The sequence below is a fragment of the Rothia sp. HMSC064D08 genome (assembly GCF_001809525.1).
Classification (GTDB): domain Bacteria; phylum Actinomycetota; class Actinomycetes; order Actinomycetales; family Micrococcaceae; genus Rothia; species Rothia dentocariosa.
The window spans coordinates 295,918-314,167 of sequence record NZ_KV797895.1; the positions used below are offsets into that span (position 1 = coordinate 295,918).

General features: G+C 60.2%; 18 protein-coding genes. All 18 read left to right on the top strand.

Annotated features, from left to right (window positions below; all coding sequences use genetic code 11):
• Positions 1-134 precede the first annotated feature (134 nt).
• The 18 genes from HMPREF2625_RS03575 to HMPREF2625_RS03660 all read left to right on the top strand — a co-directional run bounded on the left by HMPREF2625_RS03575 (position 135) and on the right by HMPREF2625_RS03660 (position 18,150).
• Entirely contained in the window at positions 135-1,931 is a 1,797-nt protein-coding gene (locus HMPREF2625_RS03575; RefSeq protein WP_083295603.1) for a long-chain-fatty-acid--CoA ligase, read from the top strand.
• A gap of 146 nt (positions 1,932-2,077) precedes the next feature.
• Positions 2,078-2,545: a lysozyme gene (locus HMPREF2625_RS03580; protein ID WP_070521860.1), complete on the top strand. Its 468-nt coding sequence runs from the start codon at positions 2,078-2,080 to the stop codon at positions 2,543-2,545.
• Positions 2,546-3,182: 637 nt separating this feature from the next.
• Positions 3,183-4,598 (top strand): MFS transporter, encoded by a 1,416-nt coding sequence (locus HMPREF2625_RS03585; protein WP_070521863.1) that lies wholly within the window; start codon positions 3,183-3,185, stop codon positions 4,596-4,598.
• 541 nt (positions 4,599-5,139) lie between these two features.
• Positions 5,140-6,114 (top strand): AfsA-related hotdog domain-containing protein, encoded by a 975-nt coding sequence (locus HMPREF2625_RS03590; protein WP_070521866.1) that lies wholly within the window; start codon positions 5,140-5,142, stop codon positions 6,112-6,114.
• Between the two features lie 15 nt (positions 6,115-6,129).
• Positions 6,130-6,783 (top strand): HAD family hydrolase, encoded by a 654-nt coding sequence (locus HMPREF2625_RS03595; protein ID WP_246826630.1) that lies wholly within the window; start codon positions 6,130-6,132, stop codon positions 6,781-6,783.
• Positions 6,784-6,822: 39 nt separating this feature from the next.
• Positions 6,823-7,323: an ester cyclase gene (locus tag HMPREF2625_RS03600; protein WP_048751785.1), complete on the top strand. Its 501-nt coding sequence runs from the start codon at positions 6,823-6,825 to the stop codon at positions 7,321-7,323.
• A gap of 124 nt (positions 7,324-7,447) precedes the next feature.
• Positions 7,448-8,212 (top strand): SDR family oxidoreductase, encoded by a 765-nt coding sequence (locus HMPREF2625_RS03605; RefSeq protein WP_070521872.1) that lies wholly within the window; start codon positions 7,448-7,450, stop codon positions 8,210-8,212.
• A gap of 114 nt (positions 8,213-8,326) precedes the next feature.
• Entirely contained in the window at positions 8,327-8,584 is a 258-nt protein-coding gene (locus tag HMPREF2625_RS03610; protein WP_048754942.1) for an acyl carrier protein, read from the top strand.
• Positions 8,581-9,822, top strand: coding sequence for a beta-ketoacyl-[acyl-carrier-protein] synthase family protein (locus HMPREF2625_RS03615; protein ID WP_070521875.1), 1,242 nt, complete (start codon positions 8,581-8,583; stop codon positions 9,820-9,822). The genes HMPREF2625_RS03610 and HMPREF2625_RS03615 overlap by 4 nt, the downstream gene beginning before the upstream one ends.
• Positions 9,819-11,000, top strand: a complete 1,182-nt coding sequence (locus tag HMPREF2625_RS03620; RefSeq protein WP_070521878.1) for an AfsA-related hotdog domain-containing protein — start codon at positions 9,819-9,821, stop codon at positions 10,998-11,000. Before HMPREF2625_RS03615 ends, HMPREF2625_RS03620 begins: the two co-directional genes overlap by 4 nt.
• A gap of 18 nt (positions 11,001-11,018) precedes the next feature.
• Positions 11,019-11,972, top strand: a complete 954-nt coding sequence (locus HMPREF2625_RS03625; protein WP_070521881.1) for a 3-oxoacyl-ACP synthase III family protein — start codon at positions 11,019-11,021, stop codon at positions 11,970-11,972.
• A 125-nt stretch (positions 11,973-12,097) separates the two neighbouring features.
• Positions 12,098-13,147, top strand: coding sequence for a thiamine pyrophosphate-dependent enzyme (locus HMPREF2625_RS03630; RefSeq protein WP_070521884.1), 1,050 nt, complete (start codon positions 12,098-12,100; stop codon positions 13,145-13,147).
• On the top strand, positions 13,144-14,223 hold the full coding sequence (locus tag HMPREF2625_RS03635) for an alpha-ketoacid dehydrogenase subunit beta (RefSeq protein WP_083295604.1): 1,080 nt from the start codon (positions 13,144-13,146) through the stop codon (positions 14,221-14,223). Before HMPREF2625_RS03630 ends, HMPREF2625_RS03635 begins: the two co-directional genes overlap by 4 nt.
• 11 nt (positions 14,224-14,234) lie before the next feature.
• Positions 14,235-14,888, top strand: a complete 654-nt coding sequence (locus HMPREF2625_RS03640; RefSeq protein WP_070521887.1) for a biotin/lipoyl-containing protein — start codon at positions 14,235-14,237, stop codon at positions 14,886-14,888.
• On the top strand, positions 14,885-15,334 hold the full coding sequence (locus tag HMPREF2625_RS03645; protein WP_070521891.1) for a MaoC/PaaZ C-terminal domain-containing protein: 450 nt from the start codon (positions 14,885-14,887) through the stop codon (positions 15,332-15,334). The genes HMPREF2625_RS03640 and HMPREF2625_RS03645 overlap by 4 nt, the downstream gene beginning before the upstream one ends.
• Entirely contained in the window at positions 15,327-16,136 is an 810-nt protein-coding gene (locus HMPREF2625_RS03650) for an enoyl-CoA hydratase/isomerase family protein (protein WP_070521894.1), read from the top strand. The genes HMPREF2625_RS03645 and HMPREF2625_RS03650 overlap by 8 nt, the downstream gene beginning before the upstream one ends.
• 45 nt (positions 16,137-16,181) lie before the next feature.
• Entirely contained in the window at positions 16,182-16,973 is a 792-nt protein-coding gene (locus HMPREF2625_RS03655) for a 4'-phosphopantetheinyl transferase family protein (RefSeq protein WP_141745410.1), read from the top strand.
• A 313-nt stretch (positions 16,974-17,286) separates the two neighbouring features.
• Positions 17,287-18,150: a MetQ/NlpA family ABC transporter substrate-binding protein gene (locus HMPREF2625_RS03660; protein ID WP_004005611.1), complete on the top strand. Its 864-nt coding sequence runs from the start codon at positions 17,287-17,289 to the stop codon at positions 18,148-18,150.
• Positions 18,151-18,250 lie beyond the last annotated feature (100 nt).

The following is an 18,250-nucleotide window of genomic DNA, read 5'->3' on the forward strand; positions in this document are numbered from 1 at the left end:
CCGCGAGCAGATAGGATTTCGACGAAAAGATAGCGGATTGTTATCTGCTCGTCGAAATCCTATCTGCTCGTGAAATGGGAGCGCACAGCGCGTCGCGGGTTGAGCGAAACAGCCTCAGCAGGCACAATCGAAGCATGACTGACCCGCAATATCACGACTCGCATCCGCACGATGCCCAAGCCCCCGCGCAGGAATCTCAAAGACCTGCACCCGCTCAAACTACGCCTGATGCCGCTTCCGGGCAGAACCCGCTGGCGCATCGCCCCTGGCTCAAAAATTATTCACCCGGCGTCGCCGTAGACGTTCACCTGCCCGAAACCTCGCTAAGCCACCTGATTGACGATGCTGTCCGCGACGTTCCCCACAAGATTGCCCTCGAATTCTTTGGGGCAACCACCACCTACGCCGAACTTGGCAGTCAGATCGACCGCGCCGCCGAAGGGCTGCGCCTGGCCGGGGTGCAGGCGGGGGATCGGGTCGCCCTGATTCTGCCCAACTGCCCGCAGCATATTATTGCCTTCTATGCGATTCTGCGCCTGGGCGCGATCGTCGTGGAACACAACCCCCTCTACACCGGCGCCGAACTGCGGCACATGTTCGAGGACCACGGTGCGAAGGCCGCCATCGTGTGGGATAAAATTTCCGGGCATATTACGGGTCTGCCCGCAGACATCAGACCGGCGCATATTTACGCCGTGAACCTTATCAAAGCGATGCCCGCTCTCACCCGTGCAGCACTCAAACTGCCGGTCAAAAAGGCACGCAGTTCACGAGAAAAACTCGAAGGAGCCGCTCCCGGAACCACAAGCTGGGCGCATCTGCTCAAGAGCCCGCCGATCGACCCCGACTTTAAACGGCCCACCGCTCACGATGTAGCGCTCTTGCAGTACACCTCCGGCACCACCGGACTGCCCAAGGGCGTGATGCTCACCCACCGCAACCTCGAATCGAACGGGCGCATGGGCGAAGCCTGGATTCAGCCCGGCAACGACGAAAGTATCTACTCGGTGCTGCCGCTCTTCCACGCCTACGGCATGACCTTGGGCGTAACGATTGCGGCGCTGTGCCGCGCCCGGCTGGTGCTCTTCCCAACCGTCGATATGGGTCTGATTACTAAGGCGATGAAGAAGACCCGCCCCACGATTCTGCCCGCAGTACCGCCGGTCTACCGCCGCCTGATGGACGTCGCCAAAGAGCAGGGTATCTCGCTGCAGGGCGTTCGCTATGCGGTTTCGGGCGCCATGAACCTGCCGCCCGAGCTGGTGGCAGAGTGGGAGGACGCATCCGGCGGGTACATGGTTGAGGGGTACGGGCTGACCGAGTGCGCGCCGCTCGTCTCATGCAATCCGCTCAACGATACGCGCCGCGCCGGGTCAATCGGCATTCCCTTCCCCTCAACCGATATTCGCGTGGTAGACCCCGAAACTCTTCAAGATGTGCCGCTTGGCGAAGAGGGCGAGCTGTGGGTTCACGGCCCGCAGTGTTTCGCCGGGTACTGGAAACGTGAGGAAGACACGCAGAAAACCATTACGGCTGACGGCTGGCTGCGCACCGGCGATATTGTGCGCCTGGACGAAGACTACTTCATTCAAATCGTGGACCGTATTAAGGAAGTCATCATCACCGGCGGGTTCAACGTCTCACCCACCGAAGTGGAAACCGCCCTGAAACAGCACGATTCCGTGGCGGATGCGGCGGTCGTGGGCATCCCGCAGGCCAGCGGGGGAGAGATGGTGGTCGCCGCCGTGATTCCCGCCGAAGGGCACGCGGTTGATGAACATGCGCTGCGCGAGCACTGCTATGCGCGCGTGACCCGTTATAAGGTGCCGCGCAAGATTGTGGCGGTGGACGATCTGCCCCGGTCGATGCTCGGCAAGATTCTGCGCCGTAAGGTACGTGAACAGTTAATCGCCAGCGGGGAGTTTGATTAAAAACACACTCTGGCACAACTGCGAGTTCGAGCGTCACGGCAGAAAGCCGTCTGTCATACCTCTTGCATGGCTCTGAATCCTTAGTTACGGTGGGGACCGGAACCTCTTAATGAAATCGTAATTATTCTTCAGAGGAGTTGATACCAATGCATCAGATATCACCTGACGGAATTGCCTTCTTGAAAGAGAAGGAAGGGTTCAGGAGCGACGCCTACTACGATGTGGCGGGTGTTCTCACGATTGGTTACGGGCATTCGATCTATGCGCCCAGTATTGAGGAATACCCCATTCATGAGGGGCAGCATATCACCGAAGAAGAAGGGGAAAAGATCCTTCGTGCAGATTTGAAGCCTACCGAAGCCGTTGTGAATTCTGCTGTTACTCGTGAAATTACTCAGAAGCAATACGATGCGCTCGTGTCATTCACCTTCAACCTGGGCGCGGGTACCTTTAAGTCGAGTGATGTTCTCGAACTCACGAACCAGGGAAATTATCAGGCTGCCGCGGATGCTATGCTGCAATACTCGCACGCTGGCGGAGAATTCATCCAGGGGCTGTACAAGCGCAGGGAGGAGGAAAGGGCTATGTATCTTTCTTCGCTTCCCCAAGCATAAGATTCAGTGCGGTACGATGTCGGGGTTTTCTACCATGACGGGTTCTTCAGGAAAAGCTCTAAAGCTTCCGAATCGGTGGAGACCCTGACTGGCTACTCAGAGAATAGGTAGTGCGTGATCTGGTCTAACGGATACGCTCTACAAGACTACGAGGTTCCAGAAACACTCACTATGAGCCCATAGATTCTAGCGGGGGAGAAACAGACTTCGGTCTGGTTCTCCCCCGCTTCGTAGTGCATAGCAGACGGACACACCGAAAATTTTGGGGCGTAAGGCATCCCACACAATGGGCTTCTCAAGATTCACTAGCTTTCGCCCGAAACGACGGTCATGCCGTGATGACCGAGATGGGATTATGCTATGCGCTCAACACAACGCGGTAGGTTTATGCGATAATTACCGGGGAATTTTGATGAAAGTATTTACAAGGAAAATATAAAAACTAAACCTTCACTCTCTCAATTCTTTTAATAATTTACAGCGACACTAATTTTGTTTCTTGGGCGGTAATAAATATATATAAATAATTGACATGTAAATAGAGAAAATAAACGATTGACAGACCAAATTTGAACTGTATACTTGAGACATCACTGTTACATATAGCTATGTCTTCCAACCACTTCAAGGACCAAAAATGAGCGTGACTACACCCCACCCCAAGCGCTGGGCCATCCTCGGGTTTATGTGCCTAGCGCTGGTTGTGACCGGGCTGGATTCGCTCATTGTTGCGGTCGCTATACCGTCTATGGAGACTGGACTGCATGCAACGGGTGAGCAATTGCAATGGGTTGTTGCAGCCTATTCACTTGCATTTGCCGCACCGCTGCTTTTCTTTGGCGGTCTTGCCGACAGAATCGGACATAAACTAAGTTTTCTAGCCGGTATGTTTATTTTGCTGCTTGGTTCAATACTGGCGGCTTTCTCTATTAATGCAGAAGTACTTATTTTTTCACGAGTAATTATGGGTCTCGGATCAGCATTTATTATGCCTTCGACCCTAGCACTTATTCGTGATATTTTTCCAGACCATGAACGTGCTAAAGCTCTCGGAATTTGGGTAGGAATGTCCTCGCTGGGTATTCCGCTCGGTCCCATTGTGGGCGGACTGCTGCTCAAAAGTTTTTCGTGGGGATCAATTTTCCTGGTCAACGTGCCTATTATTGCCGTGGCATTCCTGGCATGCCTGATGCTCGCCCCGGAATCCTCAAAAAAGCACTCTTCCCGCCTGGACTTCTTCGGGTTGATCCTCTCGATTTTCGGACCCGCCCTGCTGGTGTACGGCATTATCGCCGCCCCGGAAGCAGGCTGGACCTCAAGCTTGACGCTGACCCTGCTGATTGCGGGTGTGGTGCTGAGCCTCATCTTCATCGTATGGGAGCGCCGCAGCGCATCGCCTATGCTTAGCCATGAGGTCTTTCGCAACCGCCGGTTCGGCGGGCCGCTGCTGACGATCTCTTCGGTATTTTTTGGGGTCTTCGGCGGGCTGTTCATCATGACTCAGCATTTGCAGTTCGTCCTAGGGCTTGACCCTTTTACGTCCGGTCTGCATATGCTCGCCATGTGTTCGGCGGTTCTCGTGGCACCGATCTCGCCCAAACTCGTCGAAAAGTTTGGGCTGGGTCCCGTCTCGGCTACCGGCCCTCTCATGGTCGCCCTCGGCATGGTGCTTCTGGCTATCAGCCCCTCGCCCAAGAGCGGGCAGGTTGTGGTAGCGCTCTTCACGTTCGGTCTGGGCGTGGGTTTTGGCGCCCCGGCCTCCGTGAACTCGATCATTGAATCGACCCCCAAGAAACAAACCGGCGCGGGCTCGGCGGTTGCCGATGTTGCTATGCAGCTCGGCGGCGCCCTGGGTATCGCACTGATGGGAAGTATCGGAATCGCCACCGCAACGGCACAATCGCCCCGAGGCGTAGCCGCTGCGTGCTGGGTAGGTGCGGCAGTCGGCCTTTTGGGCGCTGTTACCGTCTTCACCGTGCTTCCCAAAACTGGCGAACCCGCCGGCGAACGAGCGGCTGCGCCAGAACCAGAACCCGTAGCTAAGCTGCCTTAGGCCAGCTGCACATATTTTTCAACCAACCACAGACAACCATCAGAACCTAACTCAAACTTCCGAAACGTTCCGATGGTATCTCCTACCCACACGGTAGGGATGAAAAAGGAATGAACGCTATGAACACCGACGAAATCAGCAGAATTCATAACAGACGCCAGATAACGCACGATGCGGTGCGCTGCCTGAGCACTCGAAGCCTTCCGACACTCAGATCCTCGCTGACCCAACCTCACGGGCAGCGGTGCACCTTCAGGTATATGCCGGGATAGACAAACGCTGCGCTTTCGGTCTTTCGCAGCCCGCATCCATCGTGAATCCGCAGGAATATCAAGGGATCATCACACCTTCGCACCACAGTGACCGTACTTATATCTTTTTGATATTGAGAATCTTCACCATATTACCCGTATCCAGCGGCAGGGCATAACAACACCGATAACGCACACCCAAGGAGCTTACTCACCCGCACGCGGTAAGCCCCACGGGACCCCGTAACCACGTGCAACATACACCAACCACAGCCAAAGGAGGAGGGCATATGACCCTCATATACGAGTCGGCACCAGAGCTCGACGAAACTATCACGATAGACCCGGATATAGAAAATCTGCACTATGACCGTACCGTCGATCGCCATAAGGTACACCGTGCAGCGGTTTCCGAAGTTTTCCTCACAGATATTCGCCAGCAGAGCGCGCAGCATGTGCTCGTGGCGGCGCAGCTGCCCTCATCGCACAGCTTCTTTCACGACAGCATCTACAACGATGCCGAAGGAACCCCCGATGCGCTCCTGCTGCTCGAAATTGCGCGGCAGGCGACAATCGCCAGTGCCCACGAAGTCGGTGTAGATGCCGGAAACACCCTGATCTCCAACGAGTTTGGGCTCACGATTTATCCGCATGAAATCGCCGCGCTAAACCCCGAAGATACCAACCTGCTGATTCGCAACTACTTCGACTGGACCTCCATTCGGCGTGGCGCCCCGCGCTCCGGTCGGTGCTACCAGCAGCTCATTATGGGCAACCGGGTGATCGCCGAGCACTTCAGCGGCGGGCGCATCCTCACCAAAAACCAATTGCAGGCGCTGCGCAGCGAATACCGCGGCACCCCACCGCCCACGACCGCGAACCTGCACGAGCTGACCTTCACAGACGTGCAGGATCCTATCGCCCCCGAGCGTGTGGGCAGGCGCAACCCCCTCAACGTGGTGATCTCGCAGCTGAACACTGCCGAAGCCCCGAGTGCGCAGGTGACCCCGAACGTGGCGAATAAGGCACTTTTTGACCACGCCTACGACCACATCACCATGCAGATTCTGACCGAGGCGGCACGGCAGCTCTACCTGGCAACCCGCCCGGATAGCGAGCAGGCTCCCGAAATTTCCTCAATACGCGGGAACTTCCTGGCGTTCGCAGAACTCGATTCACCCGTGCAGATCCGTGCAACAGCACCCGGGGAATTCGTGGTTGAACAAGATAACCGGCAGATCGCGGATTTCGCGCTCAAAAGCTAGATGACAAGGACCTTTATGTCGCCCGACTACAACACCACGAAATATATGTGGACGGACTTCGGCGGAGTACTCACCCCGCCGGTCAGCCACACGATGCGCGTCTTCTGCCAGAAATACGGGCTCACCGAGTCCCAGCTGCGCGCGGGATTTGAGGCGGTCGCCCGCAACCACAACCTCACCGACCCGTTGGAACTCGTCGATACGCCCCTGATGAGCGAAAAAGAGTGGCTGAGTGAAATTTCCGAACAGGTAGGCGGGGCATTCCAGCTCGACACCCTCGCCGACGACTGGTTCCGCGACCGCGAGCCCAACGCATCCTGGGTGGCGTACCTGCACGAGATCAAGGCGCACGGTGTGAAGGTAGGGCTGATCTCAAATATGGTGCCCGCCTGGGATAACCACTGGCGCGCCATGCTCAACGAACCCGACCTTTTCGACGATATTGTGCTCTCCTTCGAGGTCGGTTACCGCAAACCACAGCGCGGTATCTACGAGTACGCCGCAGAACTTGCCGGGGTGAACCCGGCGCAGTGCATCCTCATTGACGACCTTGCGCGTAACTGCGAAGGCGCCCGTGCAGCCGGGTGGGATGCCATCGAATTCACCACAACCGAAGAGTGCGTGAAACAGCTGCACCCCCTGCTCTCACCGGCAGAGGAAACAGTTTAAACCCCGTGACCGGAAGGTCACCCAACGAAAGGAAAACCCATGGGTAAGTGGGGAAATATTATCGAAGACATGATGGCGCAGATGCCCGAAGACCTGCGCACCGTTGCCCTCGGCGTGGCTGAGATTTTCACGAACATGGATATCGAAACCGCCCGCAAGTACATTCACCCCGACTTCGTCGATCATGAGGCGAGCGAAGGCGTTGGCGGCGGCCCCGAAGGGTACCTGGCAACCGCGAAATACATGAACCAGGCGTTCTCCGATGCATCGTGGAAGCCCCAGAAGATCGTGGCAAGCGCGGACGGTCAGCACTACACCATGGTGATCAAGTTCAGCGGCGTTCATACCGGCGAGTTCATGGGTATTCCCGCCACCGGTAAGCCCTTCGAGATTCACCACCTGCACCTATTCCGTGTTGAAGACGGCAAGGCAATCGAGCACTGGGGCGGGCGCGATGAACTCGGCCTGCTGCGCCAGATCGGTGTTCTCAACTCCGAGTACCCCACCCCCGCAGACGCCGGGCAGGCCGCCTTCGCCTAAAACACGGGCGAAACACGCATTCACGCATCCCACGTAACGCTATTGAGCACCGCGCGGCGAAGTACCACGGCATATGATACGCCGTGAACCCGCCGCCGCATAAGAACCAAACCTAAGGAGTCAGATGACACACCAGAAGCGCCCAGGATGCGCCCTCGTCACCGGAGCGTCGGGAGATATTGGCGCACAAATCGCGCTCAGACTGGCGCAGGACGGATGGAATATAGCCGTCGGCTACGCCACCGGAATCGAGCGCGCCGAAGAGGTTGCCGGGCGCATCCGCGAGTGCGGCGTGTCAGCGATGCCCATCAAAATTGACGTCACCAGCACCACCTCAGTTGATGACGCCTTTGATGCACTCGAAGACTCGTTAGGGCAGGTCACCGTGCTAGTCAATAACGCCGGAATTCGTTCCGACGGGCTGGTTGCGGGGCTCAGCGACCACGAATGGGATGCGGCGATTTCGACAAACTTAAGCTCGGTTTTTCGTACCTCTCGGCGGGCGTTGGGGCCGATGATTCGCGCACGTTTTGGGCGAATCATCAATATTTCCTCGATTCTCGCCGGGAGGACAATCGCCGGAACCGGCAGCTATTCCGCCGCGAAAAGCGGAATTTTGGGAATAACCCGCGCGATGGCTATCGAGGTGGCGCGACGCGGGGTGACCGTGAACGCGGTATGCCCCGGACTCGTTGAAACCTCCATGACCGAAGAGGTTGAAACCTTCACCCAGTCGGTGCAGCGCGCCGTGCCGATGGCTCGCCCCGCGCAGGCACGCGATATTGCCGAGTGCGTGGCGTTCCTCGCCAGCGACCGCGCCGACTACATTACCGGGCAGAGCATTGCGGTAGATGGTGGGCTGAGCGCTCAGGCGTTTTCGCTGAACTAGGTTCGCGCTCGCCCCAAGTAACCCCGCCGTTTGCCGGATGAGTTCACGGGTACCCGCCGTGAACACAAGATAACCAACCACAGAAAACACCAGATAATCCATGAGGAGAGAACCATGACTGAGACCCCCGTTAACACCGCATCCCTGGAAGAGTTCGTGACCCAGCAGGTGATCGACATGGGCGTGCCCGCCAGCACCGTCAAGCTCGACGCCAAAATCGATTCGATGGGGCTCGACTCCCTAGACGTTGTTGAGCTCACCCAGGCGGTCAAGAAGCAGCTGATGATTCCCGTCAAGCCCAAGGATTTTGAAAACGCCGCCACCCTGCAGGATGCCGTAGATGTTATTCGTGAAAAGGCACAGGAGAAGTGAGTACGAGAGTAGTCATCACGGGAATCGGTGCCGTCACCCCGCTGGGTGTTGGTGCCGAGACGCTGCATACGCGTGCCGTGGCGGGCCTGAGCGGGCTGAACGACGAAAACGAGAACGGGCTGGGCGGCAAGGTTGGGCGATGCCTCGACTTTGACGTGAAGAACCCGCTCAGTCGCCGCGAGATGCGCCGCATGGACCGGTACACCCAGCTTGCCGTGGCGGCGGCCGATGAGGCTATCGCCCAGGCGGGCTGGGGCGGCGGGCTGCCGTGCGATGCGCGGCGCATCACCTGCTATATCGGTACCGCTATCGGCGGGCTGGACACCCTCGAAACGCAGCATTTGGTGATGCACACCGAGGGCGCCGAAGAAGTCTCGCCGCTGACCGTGCCCATGATGATGGCGAACGCCGCGCCCGCGCATATTTCCATGCGCCACGGGCTGCACGGCGAAACAACCGCAATCGTCACGGCGTGCTCCTCCGGGGCGCAGGCGATTATCGCCGGTGTGCGCAGTATTCTGCTGGGCGAGGCGGATGCAGCCGTCGTAGGCGGCGCAGAGGCGGGAACCACCCGGTTCACCCGCGCTATCTTCAACGCCGCCGGGGCGATCTCGCCCGACGGGAACTCGACCCCCTTCGATGAGGAGCGCAACGGCTTCAACCTGGGGGAGGGGGCAGGTATTCTCGTGCTCGAATCAGCCGAGAACGCCCGCGCCCGAGGCGCCGAGATACTGGGCGAAATCGCAGGGTACGGGCTCTCCTCGGACGCTCACCACATTACGGCACCGAACCCGGACGGCAAGTATGCGGCCTACGCCCTCAACCGTGCGCTTGAAACCGCGGGGGCAACCCCCGAGCAGGTGTCGTATGTGAACGCCCACGGCACCGGAACCGAGCTGAACGATACGACCGAAGTGAACGTGCTGCGGCAGGTGTTCGGCACGGCTCTTGAGGACATCCCGGTTTCCTCCACGAAATCGGCGATCGGGCACCTCTTCGGCGCTGCGGGCGCCGTCGAAACCATCGCCATGCTTCAGGCTCTCCGGCACGGGCAGGCACCGCCCACCCTGGGGCTGAAAAACCTGGATAAGCGGCTGGGGCGGGTGCGCATCAGCGGCGAACCACAGGATTTAGCACCCGGCACGTTCAACGCGGCCGACGGCACGCCCAAAAGGCTGGGGCTCTCAAACTCCCTGGGGTTCGGCGGGCACAACGTGACCCTGGCGATACGCGCATGAGTACCCGGCAGCCTCCCGAGGATGCGCCGCCGACGGCGGGATGTGCATCCGCAGATCCGCGATACGCGGCGTATCTCGGATGCGCCTACCATCCTGCCCCCAGCACGGCAGCCGATGCGGATCTCACGCAAGCGGAAAAACCCTCCGCCGAAGACCCGGCGAATGGCGGGGAATACCGCGTGTTCCTGCGGTACGATACGCGCATCGCCCCCGATATGAGGGAGCCGGTCACGCTGAGCGTGACCGATGTGGAATACCTGCAAGACCTGCACCGCCAGGGGATCGAGGCGCTCGGGCGTGAGGCGCTCGGCGTGAAATCCGCCGACCATTTCGTGCTTCGCGGTGCCGGGCTGAGGTTCACCCCGCATGTTCTGGGCGGCGACGTTCGCGGCCCCGACACAACCGGCGCAGACGAGCCGATCGAGCTGAGCCTGCACGTTCCCGTAAGCACCATCCGCCGCAGGCGCGGGCAGCCGTGCTATGCGATCAGCGGGGCGATCACCCTCTGGGCGGGCGATACCTGCCTGGCCGAAAGCGACGGCGCGGCGCTCTTCCTCACTGCCGATACCTTCGAGGAACTGCGCGGTGAACTCGGGAACACCGCAGAAATCCAGGATGCGGCTTCCGCCGGTGGCGCATCCGCCGAACCTCCGAAGGCCGTGCGCGTGTGGGGAACGCCGTACGGGCACGTGCAGGCTGCCCCCGCGAGTCTGTGCGGGGTGAGCGACGCATCCCAGGTTTTGATCGGAGACGTGCGTCATGACGATACGACCCACGGTACCGAAACCGCCCAAGAACAGGTGGAAGAGCCGCGGGAGAAAACCTCGGAACGGCTCTCTCAGAACCCGCAGGGAACCCCCGCACTAGCCCAATGCCGCATCGTGCCCACAGCACCGCCACGGCATTTCGACCGCCCGCTGGACCACTATCCGGGGCTCATGATGGCAAGCGCAGCCCGGCAGTTCGCGGTGGCGGCGCTCGCGCATCGTACCGGGGAAGACCCCGCGAACCTGCGCGTGGCGGAAGAAACCCACGAATTTTTCGAGTTCGTGGAACTCACCGAGATTCCAACCCTCAATCTGCTGCGGTGCGAGAAACACCGCGACACCTATCAGACAGAGATCACCGTGAATCAGGGCGGTGCCGTTAAGGCACGCAGCCGATTCACCTTTATCTAGAAATTCAAGAAAGGCACCATGAGTGTGACAATTTCGGGCGTTGGCGCCGCCGTGCCCAATGACCCCATTCCAAACAGCGAATTCGCCGCGCTCGGCGTGGACGACGAATGGATTGCCAGTCGCACCGGAGTGCGCCAGCGCCACCACCTGCGCCAGGAGCAGACTCTCGCCGAGCTGGCGCTTGAAGCGAGCGAGAAGGCACTTGCGGATGCCGGTATAAGCGCCGAAGAAATCGACTTTGTGCTTGCCGCAACCACAACCGCTGACCAGGTTTCGCCGGGGCTCGCGCCCGTCGTCGCCGCAGGTTTAGGCGCCCCGCAGGTGGGCGCGGTCGATCTGAACGCCGCATGTTCCGGGTTCCTGTACGCCCTCGACTACGCCGCCTCAAAAATCGAGCAGGGCAGTATCGACCGGGCGCTCGTCATTGGTGCCGATGCGATGTCACGCCTGACTAACCCCGAGGATGCGGGCACGGCGGTACTCTTCGCCGACGGTGCCGGCGCCGCTATCGTACAGGCGGCCCCCGAGGTGAGCGAGGACGAATACCCCTATATGTGTTCGTTCGGTTCCGACGGCAGCCAGGCGCAGGCACTGTATATTTCTGACTCCACGCAGCAGGTGGTGATGGATGGTGCCGAGGTCTATATGGCGGCGGTGGATGCGATGTCCGATGAAATCACCTATGTACTCGACTCGTGCGGTATCGACCCGGAGAGGATCGACCAGCTGGTCTGCCACCAGGCCAACGGAAGGATTATGGCGGCGGTTGCACGGCGGCTGCGCTGGGATTCTTCCAAAGTGCTCTCATATATCGACCGGTACGGGAACACCTCTGCCGCCTCCATCCCGATTACCGTAGCCGTCGGGCAGCAGGAGGGGCACGTGAAACCGGGAGACTTGCTGGCGCTGACCGCCTTCGGGGCGGGATTCACCTGGGGCGCGGGCGTGATCGGGTTCAAAACCACCGCCTGAGCGCTGGCGGTCAGGGCGCATCCCGGTTGCGCGCAGCCAGAATCCGTCACCGTATTTCACTCTTATGCCACCCACACCCCTCATAAAAAGAGCTTTTATGAGGGGACTGACAGATAGGCGTTAACATGCCCAACAGCACACTACAATCCCCGCCGCAGCAGGTGCAGAACGGTGTGAGCGATGACCTGCTCATCACCGCCCACGCCGCCATGCTCGCGGGCAGGCACTTTAATCAGCAGGCGAGCAACCTCGCCAAACAGGGATATATGGGGGCGTACCCCTCATCCCTGGGGCAGGAGGCGTGCCAGGTTGCCGCCGCCTTCGCCTTAGAACCCGCCGACTGGCTTTTCCCCACCTACCGCGATTCGGTCGCCGTCATGAGCCGGGGTATCGACCTTGCCGAAGTCCTCTCGCCCTTCCACGGATCCTCGCACTGCGGGTATGCCCCCACGAAAACGCATACCGCCCCGGAGGCAACGCCGCTCGCCACGCATACCGCCCACGCGGTCGGGTTGTCGATGGCGGCAAAGTTCGCCGGTGATTCCACGGTAGCTCTCGCGATGTGCGGCGACGGTTCCACAAGCGAAGGCGACTTTCATGAGGCGCTTAACCTCGCTGCCGTCTTCGAGGCACCCGTCGTCTTCCTCGTGCAGAATAACGGGTACGCTATCTCAACCCCCGTATCCCGGCAGATGCGCGCGGCAAGTATCGCCGCGAAGGGAGAAGGGTACGGCATACCCGCATACCGGGTTGACGGCAATGATTTTGAGCAGGTGTATCCTCGGCTGCACGAAGCCGTGGAGCGTGCCCGTGCCGGTGGCGGTCCCACCCTAATTGAGGCGATGACCTACCGTATGGGACCGCATACGACCTCCGACAACCCCGATCGGTACCGCAGCCGCGAAGAAGTCGAGCAGTGGCGCGGGCGTGACCCGCTCACCCGCATTCAGCATCAGATGTACCAGCGCCTGCCGAACGCAAAGACCCATATCGAAAACGCAATCCTGGCCGCAGAAAAGATCGCCTCCGAGGCCCGCACCAGCATGATGCAGCTGCAGATGCCCGATCCGCAGGACCTTTTCGCCCACGTGTATGCGAACCCGCCGGCAACCCTGAGCGCCGTCGCCGAAGAGTACGCACAACAGCACGCCGCGCAGAATGGAGAAAACGCATGAGCCAGCAGGCAGCAGATACTCAGGTACGCGACGCGAAGACCGCATCTGACACCGCACCTCAGGCGCCGGAATCGACCCAATCCCGCTCGGATGCGGTGCAGCGAACCTCAATGGTGGGCGCCCTCAACCTGGCTTTGGGCCACGAAATGCAGCATAACGACCGCGTGGTGATGTTCGGCGTGGACGTAGGCACCCTCGGCGGTGTTTTCCGTGTGACCGACGGGCTGACCGAACGGTTTGGCGAGGAACGCTGCTTCGACACCCCCATCTCTGAGGCAGGGATTATGGGGGCCGCGATCGGCATGGCGATGTACGGGTTCCGCCCCGTGATCGAAATGCAGTTTGACGCCTTCGGGTACCCCGCCTTTGAGCAGATGGTGAGCAACCTGGCGAAAATGCGCAACCGTACACGCGGCGATCTCTCCATGCCCGTGGTGGTGCGCATGCCCTACGGCGGCGGGGTGGGTGCCGTGGAGCATCACAGCGACAGTTCGGAGGGGTACGCCGCGCATACTCCCGGGCTGCACGTGTACACCCCCTCGAACCCTTCGGATGCCTACCATATGCTGCGCCAAGCGATTCGCAGTGACGACCCGGTGATTTTCTACGAACCCAAGCGTCTGTACTGGGAAGAGGGTGACCTTGATACCTCGGCGAACCCTCTGCCGATTGGGCAGGCACGAATTTGTCGCCCCGGCGAGGACGTAACCCTCATCAGCTACGGGCCGACGGTACCGATGGCGCTTGCCGCCGCCGAAACCGCCGCCGAATACGGGTACAGCGTTGAGGTGATCGATTTGCGCACCCTCACCCCGTTCGACGAACACACCGTATGCGAAAGCGTGATGCGCACCGGCCGCGCCGTCATGGTGCACGAGGCCCCGCAGACCGGCGGATTCGGCGCCGAGGTGGTGGCACGCATTACCTCACGCTGTTTCGACTACTTAGAACGCCCCGTAGAGCGCGTGACCGGTCTGGACGTGCCCTATCCGCCGCCCGGGCTGGAACACCTGTATTTGCCGAACGAAGAGAAGATTCTGGGCGCTATCGCAACCCTCTACGCCGAGAATGACTAGGAGAAACACGCATGACTGATACACCGCACGCTTCATCCACCCCGAGCCCCGAGCCCTTACCGCCCGAGGGTTCCGACGCTTCCGGCTACCCCTTCACCTTTTACCTGCCGGATTTGGGGGAGGGGCTTCGCTCGGGCGAGATTATCGAGTGGCTCATCAGCGAAGGCCAGCAGGTTGAGCTGGATCAGGTGCTCGTGGTGGTCGAAACCGCTAAATCCACGGTCGAAATCCCCTCGCCGGTTGAAGGTGTCGTAGTGCGTCTGCTCGAACCGGTCGGTCAGGTTGTCGACGTGGATGCGCCCCTCATTGAGCTGCGCACCCCCACCCCGCAGACCCAGGCGCCCACGGCTGGTGCAGAAACCCCCGCGAAGGATTCAGCCGATAAGCTCCCCGCCAAACCCGGCGCAGGAGAGAGCAAACACCTGGTAGGCAGGGGCAAAATGCCCATCAAACCAGGCGGCACCGGTACCGCGCTGCCGCCAAAATCCGCCAAAACTCAAGGCGGCAAGGCCCGTTCGGGTGCCAAAGTTTCACCCGCCGTGCGCAGGCTCGCCCGCTCCCTCGGGGTCGATCTGAAAACCGTCACCGGGACCGGCGCAGGCGGCGCTATCACCCCCGAAGACGTACAAACCGCCGCCGATCACGCCGCCGGAGGCGCATCATGACCGCGGAACGCACCGCCGACCTGAGCGCGCGCATCGGCGAACCCCTGGGCGAGACCCCCTGGATGCGCATCAGCCAGCAGAACATCAACCGCTTCGGCGATCTCACCGGCGACACCCAGTGGATTCACACAGACCCGTACCGCGCGGCGCACACCCCCTTCGGCGGCACCATCGTGCACGGGGCGTATCTGCTGAGCCTCGCCATCACCTTCGCCGGGCAGCTGCTCCCCGCAGAGGGTACCTCTATGCTTGTGAACGCCGGGGTGAGTGCCGCCAGGTTCCGCAGCGCCGTGCCGGTGGACTCGCAGGTATGCGGCAGTGCATCAATCGTGAGCGCCGAAGATTTTGGGGATGCCACTCTCGCCGAAATTCGTGTTGCCGTTCATGTTAAAGGCCAGAGCAAACCCGCCACAACAGCCACAGTTCGGATGGTACTTCATGACTAACAACACCGCAGATAACCCCGCCGTACTCCTCGAACGCCGCGGCAGCATCGCGTATGTGACCCTGAATCAGCCCGAAAACCGCAACACTCTCAGCCGCCACCTGGCGACCGAGCTGCGCGAGGTGCTCAACCGGCTGCACGAGGACGACACGCTCAAAGCCGCCGTGCTCACCGGGGCCGGGCAGGATTTTAGTCTAGGCGGCAGCTACGATGACTTCGCCGAAGGCATGTCGCGCGAAAAAGAAGAATCCTTAGCGTACAGCCGCGACCTCGCGCGCCTGCTCGAAGACATTATTCTTGGGATTGTTGCCGCGCCTATCCCCTTTATCGCCGCCATTAACGGGCAGGCGGCGGGGGCGGGCATGTCCTTAGCGCTCGCATGCGATCTGCGTGTTGCCGAACCGCGCACCAAACTCAATATTGCCTACGGCATGATCGGGGCCTCCACGGACGGCGGGATGAGCTGGTTCTTACCGCGCTACGCCGGGTTCAGCGCCGCCACCGAACTGTTATACACCCAGCCTGTTCTGCGTGCCGCGCGTGCGCAGGAGCTTTCGCTGGTGCATCGGGTGTCAGAGCCGGGTGAGTTGAACGCATGCGCCGAACAGCTCGCGGAGCAGATTGCCGGTTCGGCCTCTCATACGGTGTGCGCCGCTAAGTCTATGCTGGCCGCGCGCTATGTTGTGGAGCTTGAGGAACATATGCACGCCGAGCACGAATTCTTCGCCCGCGGTGTGCTCACCGAGGATTTCCGCAATGCGGTGCACGCCATGCAGCGGGGCGAAATTCCGTCCTTTGATTAGACACAATACCTCAGCGGATGCGGCGGTAATGGTACGGTGAACCGCGTGAATGCAGCGTTTGACGATATGAAGGGCACCGACAACACGGGCGGCACCGAAAATTCGCGGGGGCTTGAGCATATGAGCACCGTCGAGAACGCGGGCGAATCGCTGATGCGAAGCCTGCTTCCGCCGGATATATGCGTGGCAGAGACCACCGGCGATTTCGGGCACCTTCGTGATGCTGAACGGGAGTATTTCGCCAGTGCCGTGCCCAAGCGCGTGCGCGAGGCGACTACGGCGCGTTCCTGCGCCCGACTGGCGCTCAAGCGGTTGTACCTGCGGGAGCCTGAGCTCACCGAACCGCCGACCGAGCCCGTGTTCGTGCCGCGCGCCGATGGTTCGCCCGCCTGGCCTGCGGGGGTTGTGGGGAGCATGACCCATTGCGCCGGGTATCGTGCGGCGGCGGTTGGCTCGGCACACCGCTATGCGGGCGTCGGGATCGATGTTGAACCCGCGGTGCCGCTCTCTGCCGCCGTGCACGAGCTTATTGTGCGCGACGAAGAAAAGCGGTTTGCCTTCGGGGTCTACTCGAAGGTGCTGTTTTCTGCAAAAGAGGCGGCGCTCAAAACCTGGTACCCCCTGGGTTTTCGCGGATTTGACGTGAGCGATATTTCCGTAGCCTGCGACGTCGAATCTGGGGCGGGGCGTGGGAGAGAGGATGCGCGCGGCACCTTCACGGCGCGCATCCCGACTATGCCGGATGCTCCGGTTCTGCCCGGCGGCTGGGCTATCGGGGGCGGGTTTGTGGCGACTGCCGCATCCCTGTCGGCATCAAACCTACCCGCGAGCAGGTAGGATTTTGCCGACAAGGTAGGATTTTCCTACCTGCTCGTACCAAAAACCACCTGCTCGCGGAGCCGGAAGGGCACGGAACCCGAGCCTGAGAACCCGCCCGAGTCCTGACTCACACCCCGCATGTTCCGAAATGTTAAGAAATATGACGAGCTTGACGGAGTGTGTCACGGTGGGGTCAAATAACTACCACCCACAGCCGGGGGCATGCTCTAATGGGTAAACACCCCCGGAAACCCGGGAACCACCCGCACAGGAGTTAAACCGTGCACGTGGTGGCGCATCGTAAACCCAAACAACAGAAAGTTTCATAGCCGTGAAGAAATTTGTTGCTGCACTGGCAGTTGTACCTCTCGTCTTCAGCCTCGCCGCCTGCGGTTCCTCCTCGAACGGTAACGGTAACAACAAGAAGGTCACCATCGGCGTGGTCGGCACCGAGAAAGCTAACGACGTGCTCAAAGAAGAAGCCGCCAAGCAGGGTATCGACATCGAATACCAGGAATTTACCGACTACAACCAGCCCAACCCCTCCGTGGAATCGGGCGATACCGACCTGAACCGCTTCCAGCACATCGCATACCTGGCGAGCTACAACGTGAACTCGGGTAAAGACCTGCAGATCGTCGGTTCAACCAATATTTACCCCATGGCTCTCTTCTCACAGAAGCACAAGAAGGTAGACGAAATTCCCCAGGACGGTACCATTGCCGTCCCGAACGACCCCGTGAACGAGGCGCGCGCCATTCTGCTGCTGAAGGCTCAGAACCTGGTAACCCTCAAGTCTGACGTACACAGCCCCACCCACGACGATATTGACACCGAGAAGTCCAAGGTCAAGGTTACCCCCGTGGACGCATCGCAGACCGTGGTCTCCCTGGACTCCGTGGACGCCTCCGTCATCAATAACACCTTCTTGGCGGATGCGGGACTGAATCCCTCGGACGCCCTCGCGCAGGACGACCCCAATAACCCCGACGCCCGCCGCTACGTGAACCTGTTCGTGGCGCAGAAGGATAAGGTAGACGACGAAACCTACAAGAAGGTCGTCGAAATCTTCCACACCCAACCCGTGCAGGATGCCGTGAAGGAAGACTCCAAGAACACTGCGGTTGAGGTGAACCTCTCCCAGGACGAACTGAAGCAGGCGCTGCAGAAAGAAGAATCGGCGCTTCGCAAGTAAAACAGACACGTGCATGAGTGCACACGGTAAATGCGGTAACCCGGAATTTCCCTGAAAACCAGGCGAAAACCGGCTTACCGCCTTTGCCGTCCCTGGGGTG